This window comes from Virgibacillus aidingensis (assembly GCF_010994035.1).
Taxonomy (GTDB): domain Bacteria; phylum Bacillota; class Bacilli; order Bacillales; family Amphibacillaceae; genus Virgibacillus_N.
On the sequence record NZ_WIXN01000012.1, the window covers coordinates 22,081 to 37,917 of the forward strand.

Consider the following 15,837-nt stretch of genomic DNA (forward strand, 5'->3'; position numbering starts at 1 on the left):
TAAATAATTATTTTTCTATTGTTATCCTTCCATTATCCGTTCTCAATTTTATTTCGTTTTCCCCGGCTCCAATCATCGTATCCCAGTCGGAGTTTCCGAAAACTGTTATTTTCCCATTACCAGTGCGGGCATCAATTACCGCATTAGTTGGTTCATTTTCCGTCTGTACTGTGATTTTGCCATTATCTGTTTCCAAATTTATATGACGATCCAGGTCCGCCACATCAAGAGAAATTGCTCCATTATTTGATTTGCCGGTAATATCCCCTGCGACATGGTTCATATTAATTTTACCGTTAGAAGTACTTACATTAGCTGTGTCACCTGAGATTCTGTCTAATGTGATGCTGCCATTATCCGTTTTTACCTGTAGTTCCGTTACGGACAGGTCCTCTGCCTGAAACGCTCCATTATCCATTTCAACGGCAAGTGATTCATACCTTTCTTCCGGTAAATATATGTGCAATGATGGTGATCCCATCAAGTTAGTGAGCCGGATAAATCTTCTTTCCTCCTGGATTTTTATTGTTAATGTTTCCCCTTCTGTGACCGCTGATAACTCTGGTTCATTTCCTCCTGATGTCAATCCTTCAAATTTGATTTCAGCCTGTGCTGTACCGGCCGGATGAACAGTAACACGCGCATTATCTGCTTGAATATCAATGTTTTTTATATTTCTCATATCCACTTTTCTTTCCATTGCTAATGTCGTGTCATCACCTAGACTGAATGTAATAATAGCTCCAATTACGCCAACAGCGATTAATAATAAGGCAGCCAAGGTTATTTTTTTCACATTACGCATGCTTCAGTCCCCCTTTAACAAGTCTGACATTAAAGTGCAAATACCGGACAAACCCTTTGGTAAATAATCGTGTCACATACAGCATACCGTTCAAGAGAAGCAGTCCAATCCCTAAAAGGGCGATTGAGACAAATAGCTCAAACCATAAAAATAATTCCGGAGATATCATTGCTTGAATGATTACGAGCGGCAGGGCTGTTATAAAAGCGAAAGCTGCGATCCATCCGGACAGAACAATCCCCGCCAGTGCAATAAATGGTGCAAGTACAAACACTAAATTAAAGAAACCCAGCCCAACTGTGGCCCAGACTGCCCGAAACACGTTTCCCACTGAGGAAGTATTGTCGACTTGGTCAAGATAATAGGCGGCCTTCATTTCCTTCGCGATCTGCTCAGGAGAGCCCAGGGCCGCAGAAATTTCCTCCTCTGTTTTCCCTTCCTCTTTCCCCATTGAAAAATGTTCTTCAAAATCCATTAAAATTTCATCCTGCTCTGCTTCAGGCAGCTTTTGCAAAGCAGCTTTCAGCTTCTGTAAAAAAAGTTTTTCATTCATCCTGCTCACTCTCCTTAATCACTTCATTTACACCGGCGGAAAATTGCACCCATTCATCCTGCAGCTGGTTTAAATAATCCCTTCCTTTTTGCGTAAGACTATAATATTTTCTTGAAGGTCCTTCTTTGGATTCCTGGAGATATGTCGTAAAATACTCTTCTTTTGCCAGTCTCCTCAGCAGCGGATATACGGAGCCTTCCGATATGGCAATCTGTTCGGAAATTTTTTGTACAAGCTCATAGCCGTACCGGTCTTTTTTGTTTAAAAGCGCCAACACACATAATTCCAGAACACCTTTTTTAAATTGTATGTTCATGTTTTGTACTCCTTTTCCCTTCACTACCATACATTATACAGTACTGTAATTTATATTATACATTAACTACTGTATATTGCAAGGTACTATGTGAAATACTTTTATCTTATTATTTGAGTGCCTTGAATAAGTGTCTGATTTTGCTTTCAGGTTTACACTTCAATATTTTTGGAAAAATTATAAATAGTGCTCTTTGCATAAATAGGGATTTATATACCTTTGTATAGATGAAGTGGGTTTGCTTTCTCTTTTAGAGAGAGTTTTATAATTCGCAAGTCCAGTCCAGCAGCATATGCATTTCTATTTTTCAAATGAATAATTACATATCAAAAAATACTTTCTAAAATCAGCTATACATGAGACAATATGGGTTATGAGCATATACTATTTAACAAACATCCAGGTGTGAGTGTCTTGAAAAAAAATGTAGCGATTAGTGCTGTAATTGTGTTCGTTGTAGCTGGTGCAGCATTTTTATTTTATATAAGTCAGCCAAGAGTGGAATTTGAAAACGTAACGCTTGAGACAGAAGTGGAAGAACCTGCCTCTGAGGATCACACGGAACATCGGTTAGAAGCAATTGAAGATGATCCTGCGGAAGAAGAAAATGAGGAAGAGGGTTTAACTTCTTCCATGCCCCGCCCATTGACAGAGGCAGTAAATGCAACCGTTGATTTCTTTTCCGGCAGAACATTAAACATCCTCGCAATCGGTGACTCTCTGACACAAGGGGTCGGGGACAGCCGGGGACAAGGTGGTTATGTGGGACTGCTCGAAAGATCTATTAATGCGGAAAATGAACTCGTCCACTTTGAGAATCTGGGCAAGCGCGGCAGCCGAAGTGATCAGCTCCTGGCAACACTGGAGGATCCCGAAGTGGAAGAAGCCATTGAGGACGCGGATATGATTCTGGTTACGATTGGCGCTAATGACATCATGAGGGTACTAAGGGAAAATATCACGGACTTGGAGATCAAGGATTTCCTTCATGAAAACGGCCAGTATGAAGAAAGACTGTATGAGATTTTTTCAGTCATAGAGGATGTCAACTCCCGATCAGAGATATATTTGATCGGCATTTTCAACCCTTTTGATAAGTACTTCCAGGAAATCCCTGAGCTGAATCTGATTGTAGAGAAATGGAATGAAACCGGGGAGAAAGTTGCCGGGGATTTTGATTCCATGACATTTATTCCGATTGAAGATTTATTTGAAGATCATGATGAAGAATTGTTCGCAGAGGATAATTTTCATCCGAATGATGAGGGCTACCGCAGAATTGCACAGCGTGTGCTTGATTATTTGACAGATGAAGAAGGATGATGGCCATGCCAAACAGGTCGGATAAAAGAATGAATAAATATAAATGGAAGCGGCCTTTCTTTATTCTGCTCGGATTTAATATCCTGCTGCTTCTTATCGTCGCCGGTTTAATTTTTTGGCCTGTTTCCGAATCGGATTATTCTGCAATACAAAGCGATATCCCTCATGGCAGCTCAGAATTCATTGTAAGAACGACGAAGGAAAATTTAAATGAATTGGTTAATGCGTATATAGAACAATTAGTATCCGGAACGCAGCATAATTACCGTGTGGAACTGGACGAGGATGTTCATTTAATTGGAGAGCTGCCTGTGTTTTCCTCTACTGTTCCATTATCCGTTCATTTTGAACCGATTGTACAGGAGAATGGTGATCTGATCCTCCAGCAGCGTTCCATTTCCGTCGGTTTACTCGAATTGCCGAACCAGCGTATTATGGAGTACATGAAACGCTATTTGCCAATGCCGGAATGGGTCAGCATCAATCCGGCTGAGGAGAAGATTTATGTAGCAGTAACCGACATGGAAATCCGCAGTAACTTTGTGGTCGGTGTGGAGAATATTGATCTGGAAGGGAACAATCTGGCCTTTAAAATCAATGTGCCTTACCGAACCCTGGGAATAGACTTGGAAGATTTGAATGTTGAGTATGAATGAATGCCGGTTTTTTTGTATAAAGGATAATAATTAAAGAAGCTCAGCGTGATATCCGAGCTTCTTTGCAGTTTGATGCCTGTGTATTGACATCAAAGCATTATTTGTACACTTCCATCATCTTCCCGATCTTTTCCTTCACCGTTACAACAAGATGCTCCGGCTCCAGTACTTTAGCCTTGTGTCCCCAGGTTAAAATCCAATTAATAAGCCCGTCGGATAATTTTGCCTTCGTGGATAGAATAAAATGCTCCTCATCCATTTCTTTAATATCCGCATCACGTCCAAACCTGTCCAGCACGACATTGACAAGGTCAATATGAAAACGGATCTTGATTCGGATTTCTTCCCCGGCAAACATATGGAAGCTTTGATTGACATAACTTTTCAAATCGAAATTTTCCTTTTTAAAGTTTTTATCATAAATGCTGATATTTCTCATCCGGTCAAGCCGGTAATGTCTTACCTCATCCTTTCTGCGGAAACGGCCGATTAAGTAGTAATAATCATTTTGCCAGATCAATGCATAAGGATCGACAAAATAGATTTCCCCATCACGGTTATACTCAAATTCCTTGTTCACATTAAATTTACCGTACTGATAAGCAAGCACCTTCTGTTCAGAGATAGCACGATGGACAAAATCAATATTCAGCTTGACCTGTTCATAATCCATATTTGCTGACTGGCTGAATAAAATAGGCTCCGGCAATGTTTTGGCAATATGTTTGCTCGTTAATTGCTTGATCTTTTTAATCAGTTTCTTTTTCTCATTGGTGGTGACAAAACGTGCAGATAAAATAGCATCAATAATCAAACGAAGCTGATACGTTTCAAACAGCCTGGACTGATGGCTGTACAGAATTTTCCCGTATTTCCCATTGTTCTGCATGATTTCAAAATCAATATTATCCAGTACTTCCAGATCTCTTTTAATTGTCCGGTGATCTATCGGCTTGTCCGGAATGACCTGCCGCAGTTTTTCAGCTATCTCGCTTATGCCCAATTCATGCTGTTCATCTGTTTCTTCGAATAATAATTCCCTTAATTTAAGTAATCGGTAATTGCTTCCTTTTTCCATATGCAGCACCCCTCTTAAAATTGAACTATAGCATATATGTACAAGGTAATTTTCTGTAATAACGGAGGCTGGAAGCAAACAAAATTATCCAGCCCTGATTATATGTCTGTATGAATGATCGGCTTCTCCCATTGATCCTGGATCATCCAAATGCATGATTGCCATTATATTCGGTATGTTTTACTTTGCTTTCCTGTTGTGAAATTACTTTTGGGTAGTTGGAAAGCGTCCCTTTGTATAATAATTTTAATGTTTTATGTGAACGTATATCGGCAGGTGTAACAAAGCATGCCGGTTTGGAAAAGTTAAAAATCCCGGTATCTGCTGCTACCGTGGCTACAAATTGAGAACAAAACAAAGCACATTTCCGGTTGATTTCTATTTGCAGCAGAATGCCGAACAGGCCGATAAAATTATATCTATAATGATTGCTTTTTGCTTCAATTTCTTTTATTTTACGAATAATAGATTGACACTCTTCTGCTGTTACCTCGCAGCTGTAGATTTCACAGACAGCATTCTTCAGGAAATCACAGTTTATATTTTCCTTAACAAACCCGCCGATAAAAGGATTCTTTTCATTTTTTCTGCCAAAGCTGTATACTTCCTGCAATGCTTCGTCAAATCCAATGGAAACATGATTGTATGGATGCCCTGTAATACGATTGATTGCTTTGGCCAGCAGACTTCCCGTATCTGTAAAAAGAAAATATATTTCTTTTTTCTCCACTTCCTTTTCTCCCCCTCTCCCCTTAAATAACCCCCCATTTAACTATATTAAAAAAACTGATATTCGCCAAGGCTTTTTCGGAGAATGTCTTAGTTCAGGAATAAAAGTACAAGATATTCTCGTACCTGTTAAAAAAGAATAAATTTCTAGATGAATTTTGCTAAGTGTTTCCCCTGTAATATTGACGAAAGCCGATAAATACCGTAAGCTAGCGGTGGTTACTATTTATTTTTAATGGAGGCATATATAACGCATGATCAATGTAACGAATGTTAGTTTACGATATGGTGATAAAAAGTTATTTGAGGATGTTAACCTGAAATTCACTCCCAGCAACTGTTATGGTGTCATTGGAGCTAACGGGGCCGGTAAATCCACTTTTCTTAAAATACTTTCCGGTGAGGTTGAGCCGCAGACAGGATCAGTTTCTCTCTCCCCCGGTGAACGGATTGCTGTATTAAAACAGGACCATTTTGCTTATGAAGCGCATGAAGTACTGGAAACCGTACTGATGGGCCATGAAAAATTATATAAAGTAAAGCAGGAAAAAGACGCCATTTACATGAAAGGTGATTTTTCCGAAGAAGATGGCATGCGTGCAGCCGAGCTTGAAGGTGAATTTGCGGAAATGAACGGATGGGAAGCAGAATCCGATGCAGCTGTGCTGTTAAAAGGGCTCGGTATCCCTGAAGCCCGTCATCACATACAAATGGCCGAATTATCTGCAGATGAAAAAGTTAAGGTGCTCCTTGCCCAGGCCTTATTTGGAAACCCGGATATTCTACTGCTGGATGAGCCGACAAACGGTTTGGATATACATGCGATTCAATGGCTCGAGGAATTCCTGATTAATTTTGAAAATACGGTTATTGTTGTTTCCCATGACAGACACTTTTTAAATAAAGTATGCACCCATATCGCAGATGTTGACTTTGGGAAAATAGAAATTTACATCGGGAATTATGATTTCTGGTACGAATCCAGTCAGCTCGCTTCCAAAATGGCACAGCAGGCCAATAAGAAAAAGGAAGAAAAAATTAAAGAATTACAGGCCTTTATCGCAAGGTTCAGTGCCAATGCATCCAAATCCAAGCAGGCTACTTCCCGGAAAAAAATGCTGGACAATATTACACTGGATGATATTAAGCCTTCATCAAGAAAATATCCGTACATTGCCTTTCAGCCTGAGCGGGAAATCGGCAATGACCTTTTGCGTGTAGAAGGACTGACCAAGACAATCGGCGGCAAGAAAGTATTGAATAATATCAGCTTTACAATGAATAAGGACGACAAAATTGCTCTTCTGGGAAAAGATGACATCGCAAAAACGACGTTATTTAAAATACTGATGGGTGAAATGGAACCGGATGCCGGTACATTTAAATGGGGAGTCACTACCTCCCAGTCCTATTTTCCAAAGGACAATGCGGCTTACTTTGAGAATAATGACCTTCCGCTTGTTGATTGGCTGCGTCAGTATTCACCGGAAGATGAAACAGAAACATTCCTGCGCGGATTCCTTGGAAGAATGCTGTTTTCCGGGGAGGAAGCTTTGAAGAAAGCAAGTGTCCTGTCAGGTGGTGAAAAGGTTCGCTGCATGCTGTCTAAAATGATGCTGTCCAATGCAAATGTTTTATTGCTGGATGAGCCGACAAACCACCTTGACCTGGAGTCCATACAGTCATTAAATAATGGCTTGATTAACTTTAAAGGATCGATTTTGTTTACATCCCATGACCATCAATTTGTAGAAACAATTGCAAACAGGCTGATCGAGATCACGCCAAACGGCATTATCGACAAAGAAATGACCTACAATGAATATGTGTCAGATGAAAATGTGCAGAAACAGGTGGAAGAAATGTATGCAAGCTAAGTGAAAAACGGGGACGTTCTCCTGTTGCAAAAACTGCAACAGAGAACCGTCCCCGTGTTTTTTATTATTTACTTCTTAACTTTTCCAGCATATCTTTGGTCATTGCGTCTATGTCATATGCTGCTTTAAAGCCCCATTCCTCTCTGGCTGCAGAGGAGTCCATACTATTGGGCCAGCTTTCCGCAATTTTTTGTTTCACCGGATCGACCTCATAGGTCAGTTTAAAATCCGGAATGTGTTTTCGGATTGCAATTGCAAAGTCTTCCGGTGCAGCAGAAATGGCTGAAATATTATAGGCATTTCGATGTTTCAGCTTGCCCGGATCCGCCTCCATTAACTGCATAATGGCCTGGAGGGCATCCGGCATATACATCATATCCATATATGTCCCTGCATCAATATCTGAACGGTATGCCTTATTCCTGACTGCTTCATAATACATTTCCACAGCATAGTCTGTTGTGCCTCCCCCGGGTGGCGACACATAGGAGATCAGACCTGGATAGCGAACCCCTCTCGTATCCACACCAAACCTATGGTAGTAATAATCACAAAGCAGTTCGCCTGCTACTTTATTGACACCATACATGGTCGTCGGCCGCTGCACGGTTTCCTGCGGTGTGCCATCTTTTGGTGTAGAAGGGCCAAAAGCCCCGATGGAACTGGGAGTAAAAAATTGTAAATCCAGCTCACGCGCCACCTCCAGCGCATTGATGAGGCCGCCCATATTTAGATCCCAGGCAAATTTTGGATTGGCTTCCGCTTTGGCTGAAAGCAATGCTGCTAAATGCATAATCGTATCTACCTGATAATCTTTTGCCACGGAAAACAACTTATCCGCATCTGTTACATCCACTATTTCAAATGGACCTTTCTCCGCTGCCCCTTCTGCTATTCGAATATCCGTCCCGATGACATTCGCCGTTCCGTAAGTTTCACGTAATTTCTCCACAAGCTCGGAACCAATTTGTCCGAGCGCCCCTGTAACTAAGATTTTCTTCATTACATAAATCCCTTCTCACCTGAATAACTGTTTAACTTGTTAAGAAACCCATTTCCCTGCCGACTTTTTCATATATACGAATGGATTCATCAAGCATTTCCCTGGTATGTGCAGCACTCGGCATATTCCTGACTCTCCCTGTTCCGCGCGGCACTGTCGGGAATACGATGGACTTCGCATACACCCCTTCATCATATAAACGTTTACTGAATTTTTGCGTGTCATTTTCATCCCCAATGACGACAGGCGTAATCGGTGTTTCACTTTCTCCGATGTCAAAGCCCAATTCCTTCAAGCCTGATTTTAAATAATTTGCGTTCTCCCACAGCTTATCATGCAGTTCCGTACTTTCCATAAGCAGCTCGATTGCTTTTGTACTTGCGATGGCATCCGCCGGGGAAACGGCAGTAGAAAATAGGAATGGGCGGGAACGCACCTTCAGCCAATCAATCAGATTTGCTTTACCGGCAACATATCCGCCAATGACACCAATCGCTTTGGAAAGTGTACCCATTTGAAAATCCACCTTATCCTGCAGGCCAAAATGTTTTACCGTGCCGGCGCCTTTTCCAAGTACACCGGAGCCATGGGCATCATCCACATACGTAATCAAATCGAATTCCTCTGCGATTTCCACTATCTCCGGCAGTCTTGCAATATCCCCATCCATGGAAAAAACACCATCTGTGATAACCATGATTTTATTATACTTCCCTGATTCGGCTGCCTCTTTTGCCTTCTCGCGGAGATCTTTCATGTCTGAATGGTTATAGCGTAAAATTTTTGCTTTCGATAAACGGCAGCCATCAATAATGGAAGCGTGATTTAATTCATCGGATAAAATCGCATCATGTTTATCCATTACAGCGGAAATGGCAGCCATGTTACAGTTAAAGCCGGATTGATAGGAAATCACTGCTTCTGTCCCTTTAAATTCAGCCAGCTTCTTTTCCAGTTCTATATGCAAATCAAGCGTGCCATTAATCGTTCTTACTGCACCTGCTCCGACACCGTGCGAGTCTACAGCCTGTTTTGCAGCCTCTTTTAATCGTTCATCCGTTGCCAGTCCAAGGTAATTATTAGATGACAAGTTAATTAACTTTTTCCCTTCAATGTTGATTTCCGGCCCATTTGCTCCATGAACCGTTTCAATTTCATTATATAAACCCTTCTCCTTTAGATCTGCAATATTCTCTTTCAAAAATTGATCCAATACCTTACTTGACATTTATATCTGCCTCCTTATTGTAAACGCTTTACCTGTTGTTATCTCCGCATTTTAATGTCTCAGCTCAGCTCACTATTTTTAAGTTTAACATAAAGCAATAAAAATGTTTAACGATAATGGAACGGATTAAAAGTAAAACTATTCCGTAATTTAAAGAGAAACATTGGCCAATTTAACATACGGGAAATGTTGCAAAAATTTCCTTAAGCATTCTCATAAAAACAGATAGTAATTTTCCTGTATGTCTATTATAATTTTATGGGAAAATATTATTTTGGAGGAAAAAAACGATGCGCAAATTATTGGTTGCTTTATTTGCAGTAGTAATCATTGGAACCGGAATTGTCGGCATGACCCATGAGCCGGAACCGAACGAAATCATGGAAGATGAATCTAACACTACAATTATCTCATCTTAGTTGGATGAAAATATAAGTTTAATAGAAAATAAAAAAGGAAAGTATCTTAGTAAAGATAACTCTCCTTTTGTAATTTTATTCGACGATGGTAACGTCTACCGTGCGAACGCCCCAGTTATAGGCTTCATCCTTTGTCGGGACATGGATATCTATTTTATTTCCCTGGATGGCGCTGCCGACATCCGCTGCTGTTGCGTATCCATATCCTTCAACATACACTTCAGAGCCTAAAGGGATAACATCAGGATCGACAGCAATTACTTTTGCATTCGGGTTCTTGTTTAAGTCCACTCCGGTAGATGTGATACCTGAACAGCCATCACACTTAGCTGTATAAGCTGTTGCTGTTACTGTAAAGGTTTCTCCTTCACTGTCAGATGCAGCATCAGCGCTGGAAGCAGAATCATTTGATGTATTTGTTTCTTCCACTGCCTCTGCACTTTCGTTTGCATTTGATTCAGAAGCAGTATCCTGATTTACATCACCATTTTGAATGAACAGTTCTTGTCCAATCAAAATCAGGTCTGTTGAAAGGTCGTTCCAATTTTTCAGATCAGATACGGTTACATCGTGGTTGTTTGCAATTCCATTCAATGTATCGCCTTGTTCTACTGTATATTTCTCTTTATTATTGATAAGCAGCAGCTCGTTTGGATGAATCGTCGTTGTGTCCAAGTCATTTAATTCTACCAATTCGTCTACGCTAGTGTCGTTTTCATTGGCGATCATCCAAAGGCTGTCCCCTTTTTGTACCTCGTATTCCCCTGCTGAAACAGTTGTTGCAGCAGTGCCAGCAATCATGATTCCTGCTACGAATGAACCTACTAATTTCTTCATTCGGTATTCCCTCCTTCAATTTCTGACAGTGCCTATCGTACCACAGGCCAACAGACAATGCAGTTACGAGACGTTTAAGTGTCTGTTACAAGGATTACCAAGATGAACGTAATTTATTACAAGTTTAATAGATTTATTACAAAAACACCGGAATTCATCTGTTTTGTTATAGAGAAAACGTTTTACGGGGGTTTTTTGTGGTTAATGTAATAAATTATAATCCATATTTTTGTCACTTTTTTAGGTTTTTTATAAATCTTTTATGACTATTAATCTGAAAATGAAGTACTGAGGAGGGATGAAACATGCATTAATGGCAAAATAATACAGCCATAAACTAGCTTTATGACTGTTTTTTTCTATAATATAATTTATATTCAGTGGAAGTTTATCTGAAACTATTTATTAATTATCCGCTTTATGTCTGGATTCAAAGAGTTTATGTATGATTAGTCTCAACGTTATTATGATAAATACAGTAATCGATATAATCAAAAGGGCATTTATAATTATATTTGGTGACAGTCCGAATCCATCAAAAACAGCTGACACCATATAACTTACTGTAAACCCGAGCAACATGACCCCAACGACATTTAGCATTTTGTTTATCATTTATTTTCTCCTCTCATTTTATAAGTACCAATCACAGTGATACATTCCATTTCATACTACTTTTCCCTTTGATATTTCCAATATAAATATTTTTGATAACCAAAGCTTATAAAATACATGCCAGCAAGAGCGAAAAATGATACTTTGTTCATATATCCAAATATGGCCATGGACAAAAGAGCAAATGGCAATAATATCATAATTATATCGAAGCCTTTAGATTTTGCGTTTCTCTCTATTGTTAACAGCCGTTCATCTTTTTCTTCTATTTCCTGATCTTTTGTCTTAGTTTTTTCATAGGAGATTCCCGAATTTGCAGCAATAAATAATACCACGCCACAGAACCCCACTGCAAATGGCACTATGTCCATCCTAATAAAAGGGATATGTAATATTTCCGCTCCCGCAAAACCCAATATAATTCCTGCCAGCAACAGTAAGGCGCCGGTTATTTCCACTAATTTTAATAATTTAATCTTTGTGTGCATTTTCCTCCTCCTCATAAATAAAAATTTCCTCAATAGTCATCCCAAAATATCTTGCAATCTTAAAGGCTAGAATAATGGATGGATTATATCTGCCATTTTCAAGGGAGCCAATGGTCTGTCTCGTTACTTCCAGCGCGTTGGCAAGTTCTCCTTGCTTAACTCCATGTTTTTTCCTTATTTCTTCCAATCGGTTTTTCATCCCTGGCTCCCTCCTTGATGGAAAGTTTACTTAACATTATTTTATAATATAAATGCCTTTTTGTAAAGTTAACTTTCCATTTTTAATCTTATTTTGGAAATAATACAGAAAAAAAGACCCCTTATGGAGTCTTTACATGTATTACTATATCAGGTTAATTAAACAGCCCGCTGAAAAAATTACTGATAGCTTGAAACATTTCGCTGAAGAAATTGGCAACATTTTGCCAAAATCCCTCATCCAGCCCCAATTCTTCCGCTCTATCCATGATCGTATTGGCAATATCATCAAGCTGATTTCGCACCTGATCAAAATCAATATTCAGGTCACGCATTCTGTCAAAAAGATCAATCAGTCTTTGCCGGTCTTCTTCACTTAAATTTATTTCCAGGTTGTCCAGCTGTTCTTGCACAATTTGTTCTACTTCTTCTCTTGAGACTGGATCCATTTCCGCAATCATCTGTTTAATTTCTGTCAGCAATTGACTGACTTTCTCCTGATCCATCCCTTCCTGCTCAGCTAGATCAGTAGCAACATCCAATTCATCATTCGCCAGTTCCATCCGTTCTTTATCCAGCTCTTCGCCTTCCACGTCATATGCTTTATAAATGCCGGTCAAAGCGGAACTTCCGGTCACCTGGACCGGTGACGCTACATCCACGGTCGCATTTTCCACACCGGCTGTCAGCATGGCATTGGCGTACATTTCCTTCGTCACGTCTGTAATATTGGAAGGCGTAATAATATTAATCGTTAACCCGTTTCCCTCTTCCTGCCGGACAATCTTGGCGCTGGAATACATATTCGAGTTCGGGTTTCCATCAATATAGTAGGCAATATCTTCTCCCGTCACATCATACTCCTCAACTTCGGAGGCTTCATCCACCCGGAGAAGGGCACGGACTTCTTCCCGCTGTGCTTCAGAAAGGGCATCTCCATATGTAACAATCGTTGAACCAATTCTTTCATTGACATTATCGGAATCACTTGCACCGCCCCCGTCATCCGCCAGGGACGACATGGTGAACCCTGTAACCAGGCCGATAACCAATACAAATAACGCAAGTATTTTAATATAGTTATTTTTCATGTAAATTCTCCTTTTATAAAAATCTGCTGAAATAGGGGTTTACGGTAATTTATTATAGATTAATATATTTACGCCAATATCACAAGATAAAATAATGTAAACTTTTACTTTTTGGCTGGGGGCTCGATCGATTTTTACCTGTACTCGATCGATTCGAGTGCTTACTCGATCGATTCGAAACCTTCCCGATCAATTTTCCTCCTGACCCGATCGATTCGCGTGATTGCTCGATCGATTCGAAACCTTCCCGATCGGTTTTCCTCCTGACTCGATCGATTCGAGTGCTTACTCGATCGATTTGAAACCTTCCCGATCGGTTTTCCTCCTGACCCGATCGATTCGCGTGATTGCTCGATCGATTTGAACGCCTCCCGATCGGTTTTCCTCCTGACTCGATCGATTCGCGTGATTGCTCGATCGATTTGAACGCTTCCCGATCGATTTTTACCTGTACTCGATCGATTCGCGTGCTTACTCGATCGATTTGAACGCTTCCCGATCGGTTTTCCTCCTGACCCGATCGATTCGCGTGCTTGCTCGATCGATTCGAAACCTTCCCGATCGATTTTCCTCCTGACCCGATCGATTCGCGTGCTTGGTCGATCGATTCGAAACCTTCCCGATCGGTTTTCCTCCTGTCCCGATCGGTTTTCCTCCTGACTCGATCGATTCGCCTGCTTACTCGATTTAGCTTATTATAAGATGCTCGTGCAAAATATTCCTGTTCCCTATGATAAGAATTTTGAAATCAAACAGCCTGCTTAACGAATAGCAGGTCTTTTTTTATTCTATGCTTGTCCCCCGTAAGCATATACATGCTTTTTAATTCATATATACCTGGTATTTAATAATTACATTATAACCGTTTTTCCTCATTATGGATAGCTTCCCTTTTAGTAATGAGCATATAACTTTATTTTTAAGGCAAAATCAGTTATATTTAGGGTAACGAAATAATTTGAAGAAAGAAGGACATAACAATCGTTAATCCGAATCATATTGTAAAACGCAATTTAGCAATCATGTGGTTTGCTAATTTTTTTATTGCCGGAAGCATTACAATGGTTTTACCGTTTATATCCTTGTATATTGAATCTTTCGGAGACTTTTCTGACGCCTATGTGCAAAACTGGTCCGGCTGGATTTTTGCCATTACCTTTGTCACCGCCTTTATTTTTTCACCAATCTGGGGGCGGATTGGCGATAAATACGGAAGAAAAAAGATTTTGATTATATCTGCCACCGGAATCGGCCTGTCGGTACTATTAATGGGGTTTGCTACAAATGTATGGCAGCTTTTTTTATTGCGCTTTTTCATGGGGATCGTAACCGGGTTTATTCCTATTTCTCAGGCTTTTATTGCCACGCAGACTCCGAAAGAGGTTGCTGGCAGGGTTCTTGGCACTCTGCAGACAGGAAGCATAACAGGTACATTAATGGGACCATTGCTTGGCGGGATGCTTGCAGATACATTAGGCTATGCCACTTCATTTAAAATGGTTTCGATTACTGTGTTTCTTTCCGCATTCATCGTACTTTTTGGAATAAAAGAAGTGAAGGTGAAGCTGTCTGATGATGAAAAGGATTATAAATCCTATACAAGCAAAGAAGTTTTCCTTCATATAATAAGAAAGCCTGTTTTATTGGTTGTTATGCTGATCTCCGTCCTTGTTCAAGTAGCCCATTTCAGTGTTCAGCCGATATTATCCTTATTTGTTGCCGAAATACATGGGCCGGCCAGTATTGCTTTTTTCTCAGGATTGGCATTTTCCGCTGCAGGACTTGGAAATTTGCTGATGACAAGGCGCTGGGGGCGCTTGGGTGACCGTATTGGCTATATAAAAATATTAATTATTTTATTGTTTGCAGCCGGAATTGTGTACTTCCCCGGAGCATTTGTAACAAATATCTGGCAGCTTGTTATATTACGATTCCTGCTCGGTGTTTCAATTGGAGGAATTATACCGGTACGTATTGCATATATACGACAGGAAGCGCCATTGTCCATGCAGGGTGAAGTGCTTGGCTATAACACGAGCCTGCGCTTCTTTGGCAATATTATTGGCCCTGTACTCGGGGGTGTACTTGCCGGATTCTTTGGTTTCTCATCTGTATTTATCGTAACAAGTGCCCTGCTTATTATAAGTGGTATAATCATGCTTGTTACATGGTATAAATATGAATATGCGCCAAAACATACCCGAAGCCTGACCGCACACCAAAGATAACCCCCTCCTATTTTCAGGGAACTTGATTTTATAATAAAAATATGCTAAAACTGACAGAGTCTCCTAAAGACATTATTTTAAATTAGAAAGTAAGTGATTCATATGGGTGTCGTCGTTGTAGAAGTGTGTGACGGAAATGCAATCACTACAATTGATATAGAAGAGATTTTAGAAAAGGAATTCCCTGAAGTAGCTGTATTAATGAATGAATGTTTATCATTTTGCGGTCTATGCCGGGTAAGACCCTATGCACTGGTTAATAATAAACGCGTTTTCGGAAGCACACCGGAAGAATGTTTAGATAAAATAAGAGAAGCAATAAAAGAAGAACTGGCTGTTTATCAATAAAAGCCAGTTCTTCTTTTTAATTAAAATATTCTTTGTTTATTGCCA

General features: G+C 40.1%; 18 protein-coding genes. 6 read left to right on the plus strand and 12 right to left on the minus strand.

Annotated features, from left to right (window positions below; genetic code table 11):
- Positions 1 to 7 precede the first annotated feature (7 nt).
- From GHD25_RS11485 to GHD25_RS11495, 3 genes are read right to left on the minus strand one after another with little or no spacing between them, the layout of a single operon-like run.
- Positions 8 to 805 (minus strand): DUF4097 family beta strand repeat-containing protein, encoded by a 798-nt coding sequence (locus GHD25_RS11485; protein ID WP_164216962.1) that lies wholly within the window; start codon positions 803 to 805, stop codon positions 8 to 10.
- The gene (locus GHD25_RS11490) at positions 798 to 1,358 is read right to left on the minus strand and encodes an HAAS signaling domain-containing protein (RefSeq protein ID WP_164216964.1); all 561 of its coding nucleotides are present in this window, start codon (positions 1,356 to 1,358) and stop codon (positions 798 to 800) included. Before GHD25_RS11490 ends, GHD25_RS11485 begins: the two co-directional genes overlap by 8 nt.
- Positions 1,351 to 1,674: a PadR family transcriptional regulator gene (locus tag GHD25_RS11495; RefSeq protein ID WP_164216966.1), complete on the minus strand. Its 324-nt coding sequence runs from the start codon at positions 1,672 to 1,674 to the stop codon at positions 1,351 to 1,353. Before GHD25_RS11495 ends, GHD25_RS11490 begins: the two co-directional genes overlap by 8 nt.
- Positions 1,675 to 2,088: 414 nt before the next feature.
- On the opposite strand from GHD25_RS11495, the gene GHD25_RS11500 reads away from it, so the two are divergent.
- Positions 2,089 to 2,997 (plus strand): SGNH/GDSL hydrolase family protein, encoded by a 909-nt coding sequence (locus GHD25_RS11500; RefSeq protein ID WP_164216968.1) that lies wholly within the window; start codon positions 2,089 to 2,091, stop codon positions 2,995 to 2,997.
- A gap of 5 nt (positions 2,998 to 3,002) precedes the next feature.
- Positions 3,003 to 3,653, plus strand: a complete 651-nt coding sequence (locus GHD25_RS11505) for a YpmS family protein (RefSeq protein ID WP_164216970.1) — start codon at positions 3,003 to 3,005, stop codon at positions 3,651 to 3,653.
- Between the two features lie 97 nt (positions 3,654 to 3,750).
- Here GHD25_RS11505 and GHD25_RS11510 read toward each other — a convergent pair whose 3' ends face one another.
- Together GHD25_RS11510 and GHD25_RS11515 are read right to left on the minus strand one after the other, a co-directional pair.
- Positions 3,751 to 4,731, minus strand: a complete 981-nt coding sequence (locus GHD25_RS11510) for a helix-turn-helix transcriptional regulator (RefSeq protein WP_164216972.1) — start codon at positions 4,729 to 4,731, stop codon at positions 3,751 to 3,753.
- A gap of 142 nt (positions 4,732 to 4,873) precedes the next feature.
- Positions 4,874 to 5,461: a hypothetical protein gene (locus tag GHD25_RS11515; protein WP_205601354.1), complete on the minus strand. Its 588-nt coding sequence runs from the start codon at positions 5,459 to 5,461 to the stop codon at positions 4,874 to 4,876.
- A 253-nt stretch (positions 5,462 to 5,714) separates the two neighbouring features.
- Here GHD25_RS11515 and GHD25_RS11520 point away from each other — a divergent pair, with 253 nt between their 5' ends.
- The gene (locus GHD25_RS11520; protein ID WP_164216974.1) at positions 5,715 to 7,337 is read left to right on the plus strand and encodes an ABC-F family ATP-binding cassette domain-containing protein; all 1,623 of its coding nucleotides are present in this window, start codon (positions 5,715 to 5,717) and stop codon (positions 7,335 to 7,337) included.
- Positions 7,338 to 7,401: 64 nt separating this feature from the next.
- Here GHD25_RS11520 and GHD25_RS11525 read toward each other — a convergent pair whose 3' ends face one another.
- The gene (locus GHD25_RS11525; RefSeq protein WP_164216976.1) at positions 7,402 to 8,340 is read right to left on the minus strand and encodes an L-threonine 3-dehydrogenase; all 939 of its coding nucleotides are present in this window, start codon (positions 8,338 to 8,340) and stop codon (positions 7,402 to 7,404) included.
- Between the two features lie 31 nt (positions 8,341 to 8,371).
- A complete protein-coding gene (locus GHD25_RS11530; RefSeq protein ID WP_164216978.1) occupies positions 8,372 to 9,568 on the minus strand; it encodes a glycine C-acetyltransferase in 1,197 nt (398 codons plus the stop codon).
- Positions 9,569 to 9,858: 290 nt separating this feature from the next.
- On the opposite strand from GHD25_RS11530, the gene GHD25_RS20175 reads away from it, so the two are divergent.
- Positions 9,859 to 9,987 (plus strand): hypothetical protein, encoded by a 129-nt coding sequence (locus GHD25_RS20175; RefSeq protein WP_276207825.1) that lies wholly within the window; start codon positions 9,859 to 9,861, stop codon positions 9,985 to 9,987.
- 75 nt (positions 9,988 to 10,062) lie between these two features.
- Here the strand turns inward: GHD25_RS20175 and GHD25_RS11535 are convergent, their stop codons facing one another.
- The 5 genes from GHD25_RS11535 to GHD25_RS11555 all read right to left on the minus strand — a co-directional run bounded on the left by GHD25_RS11535 (position 10,063) and on the right by GHD25_RS11555 (position 13,216).
- On the minus strand, positions 10,063 to 10,824 hold the full coding sequence (locus GHD25_RS11535; RefSeq protein WP_164216980.1) for a LysM peptidoglycan-binding and 3D domain-containing protein: 762 nt from the start codon (positions 10,822 to 10,824) through the stop codon (positions 10,063 to 10,065).
- 405 nt (positions 10,825 to 11,229) lie between these two features.
- Complete coding sequence (locus GHD25_RS11540) at positions 11,230 to 11,439, minus strand: hypothetical protein (protein ID WP_164216982.1); 210 nt, start codon at positions 11,437 to 11,439, stop codon at positions 11,230 to 11,232.
- Positions 11,440 to 11,495: 56 nt separating this feature from the next.
- Entirely contained in the window at positions 11,496 to 11,927 is a 432-nt protein-coding gene (locus GHD25_RS11545) for a hypothetical protein (protein WP_164216984.1), read from the minus strand.
- Positions 11,911 to 12,126, minus strand: coding sequence for a helix-turn-helix transcriptional regulator (locus tag GHD25_RS11550; RefSeq protein ID WP_164216986.1), 216 nt, complete (start codon positions 12,124 to 12,126; stop codon positions 11,911 to 11,913). The genes GHD25_RS11545 and GHD25_RS11550 overlap by 17 nt, the downstream gene beginning before the upstream one ends.
- Before the next feature lie 154 nt (positions 12,127 to 12,280).
- Positions 12,281 to 13,216: a DUF1002 domain-containing protein gene (locus GHD25_RS11555; protein WP_164216988.1), complete on the minus strand. Its 936-nt coding sequence runs from the start codon at positions 13,214 to 13,216 to the stop codon at positions 12,281 to 12,283.
- Positions 13,217 to 14,238: 1,022 nt separating this feature from the next.
- Here GHD25_RS11555 and GHD25_RS11560 point away from each other — a divergent pair.
- Both GHD25_RS11560 and GHD25_RS11565 read left to right on the plus strand, forming a co-directional pair.
- The gene (locus GHD25_RS11560) at positions 14,239 to 15,444 is read left to right on the plus strand and encodes an MFS transporter (RefSeq protein ID WP_164216990.1); all 1,206 of its coding nucleotides are present in this window, start codon (positions 14,239 to 14,241) and stop codon (positions 15,442 to 15,444) included.
- A gap of 102 nt (positions 15,445 to 15,546) precedes the next feature.
- Positions 15,547 to 15,792, plus strand: coding sequence for a YuzB family protein (locus tag GHD25_RS11565; RefSeq protein ID WP_164217110.1), 246 nt, complete (start codon positions 15,547 to 15,549; stop codon positions 15,790 to 15,792).
- Positions 15,793 to 15,837: the final 45 nt, after the last annotated feature.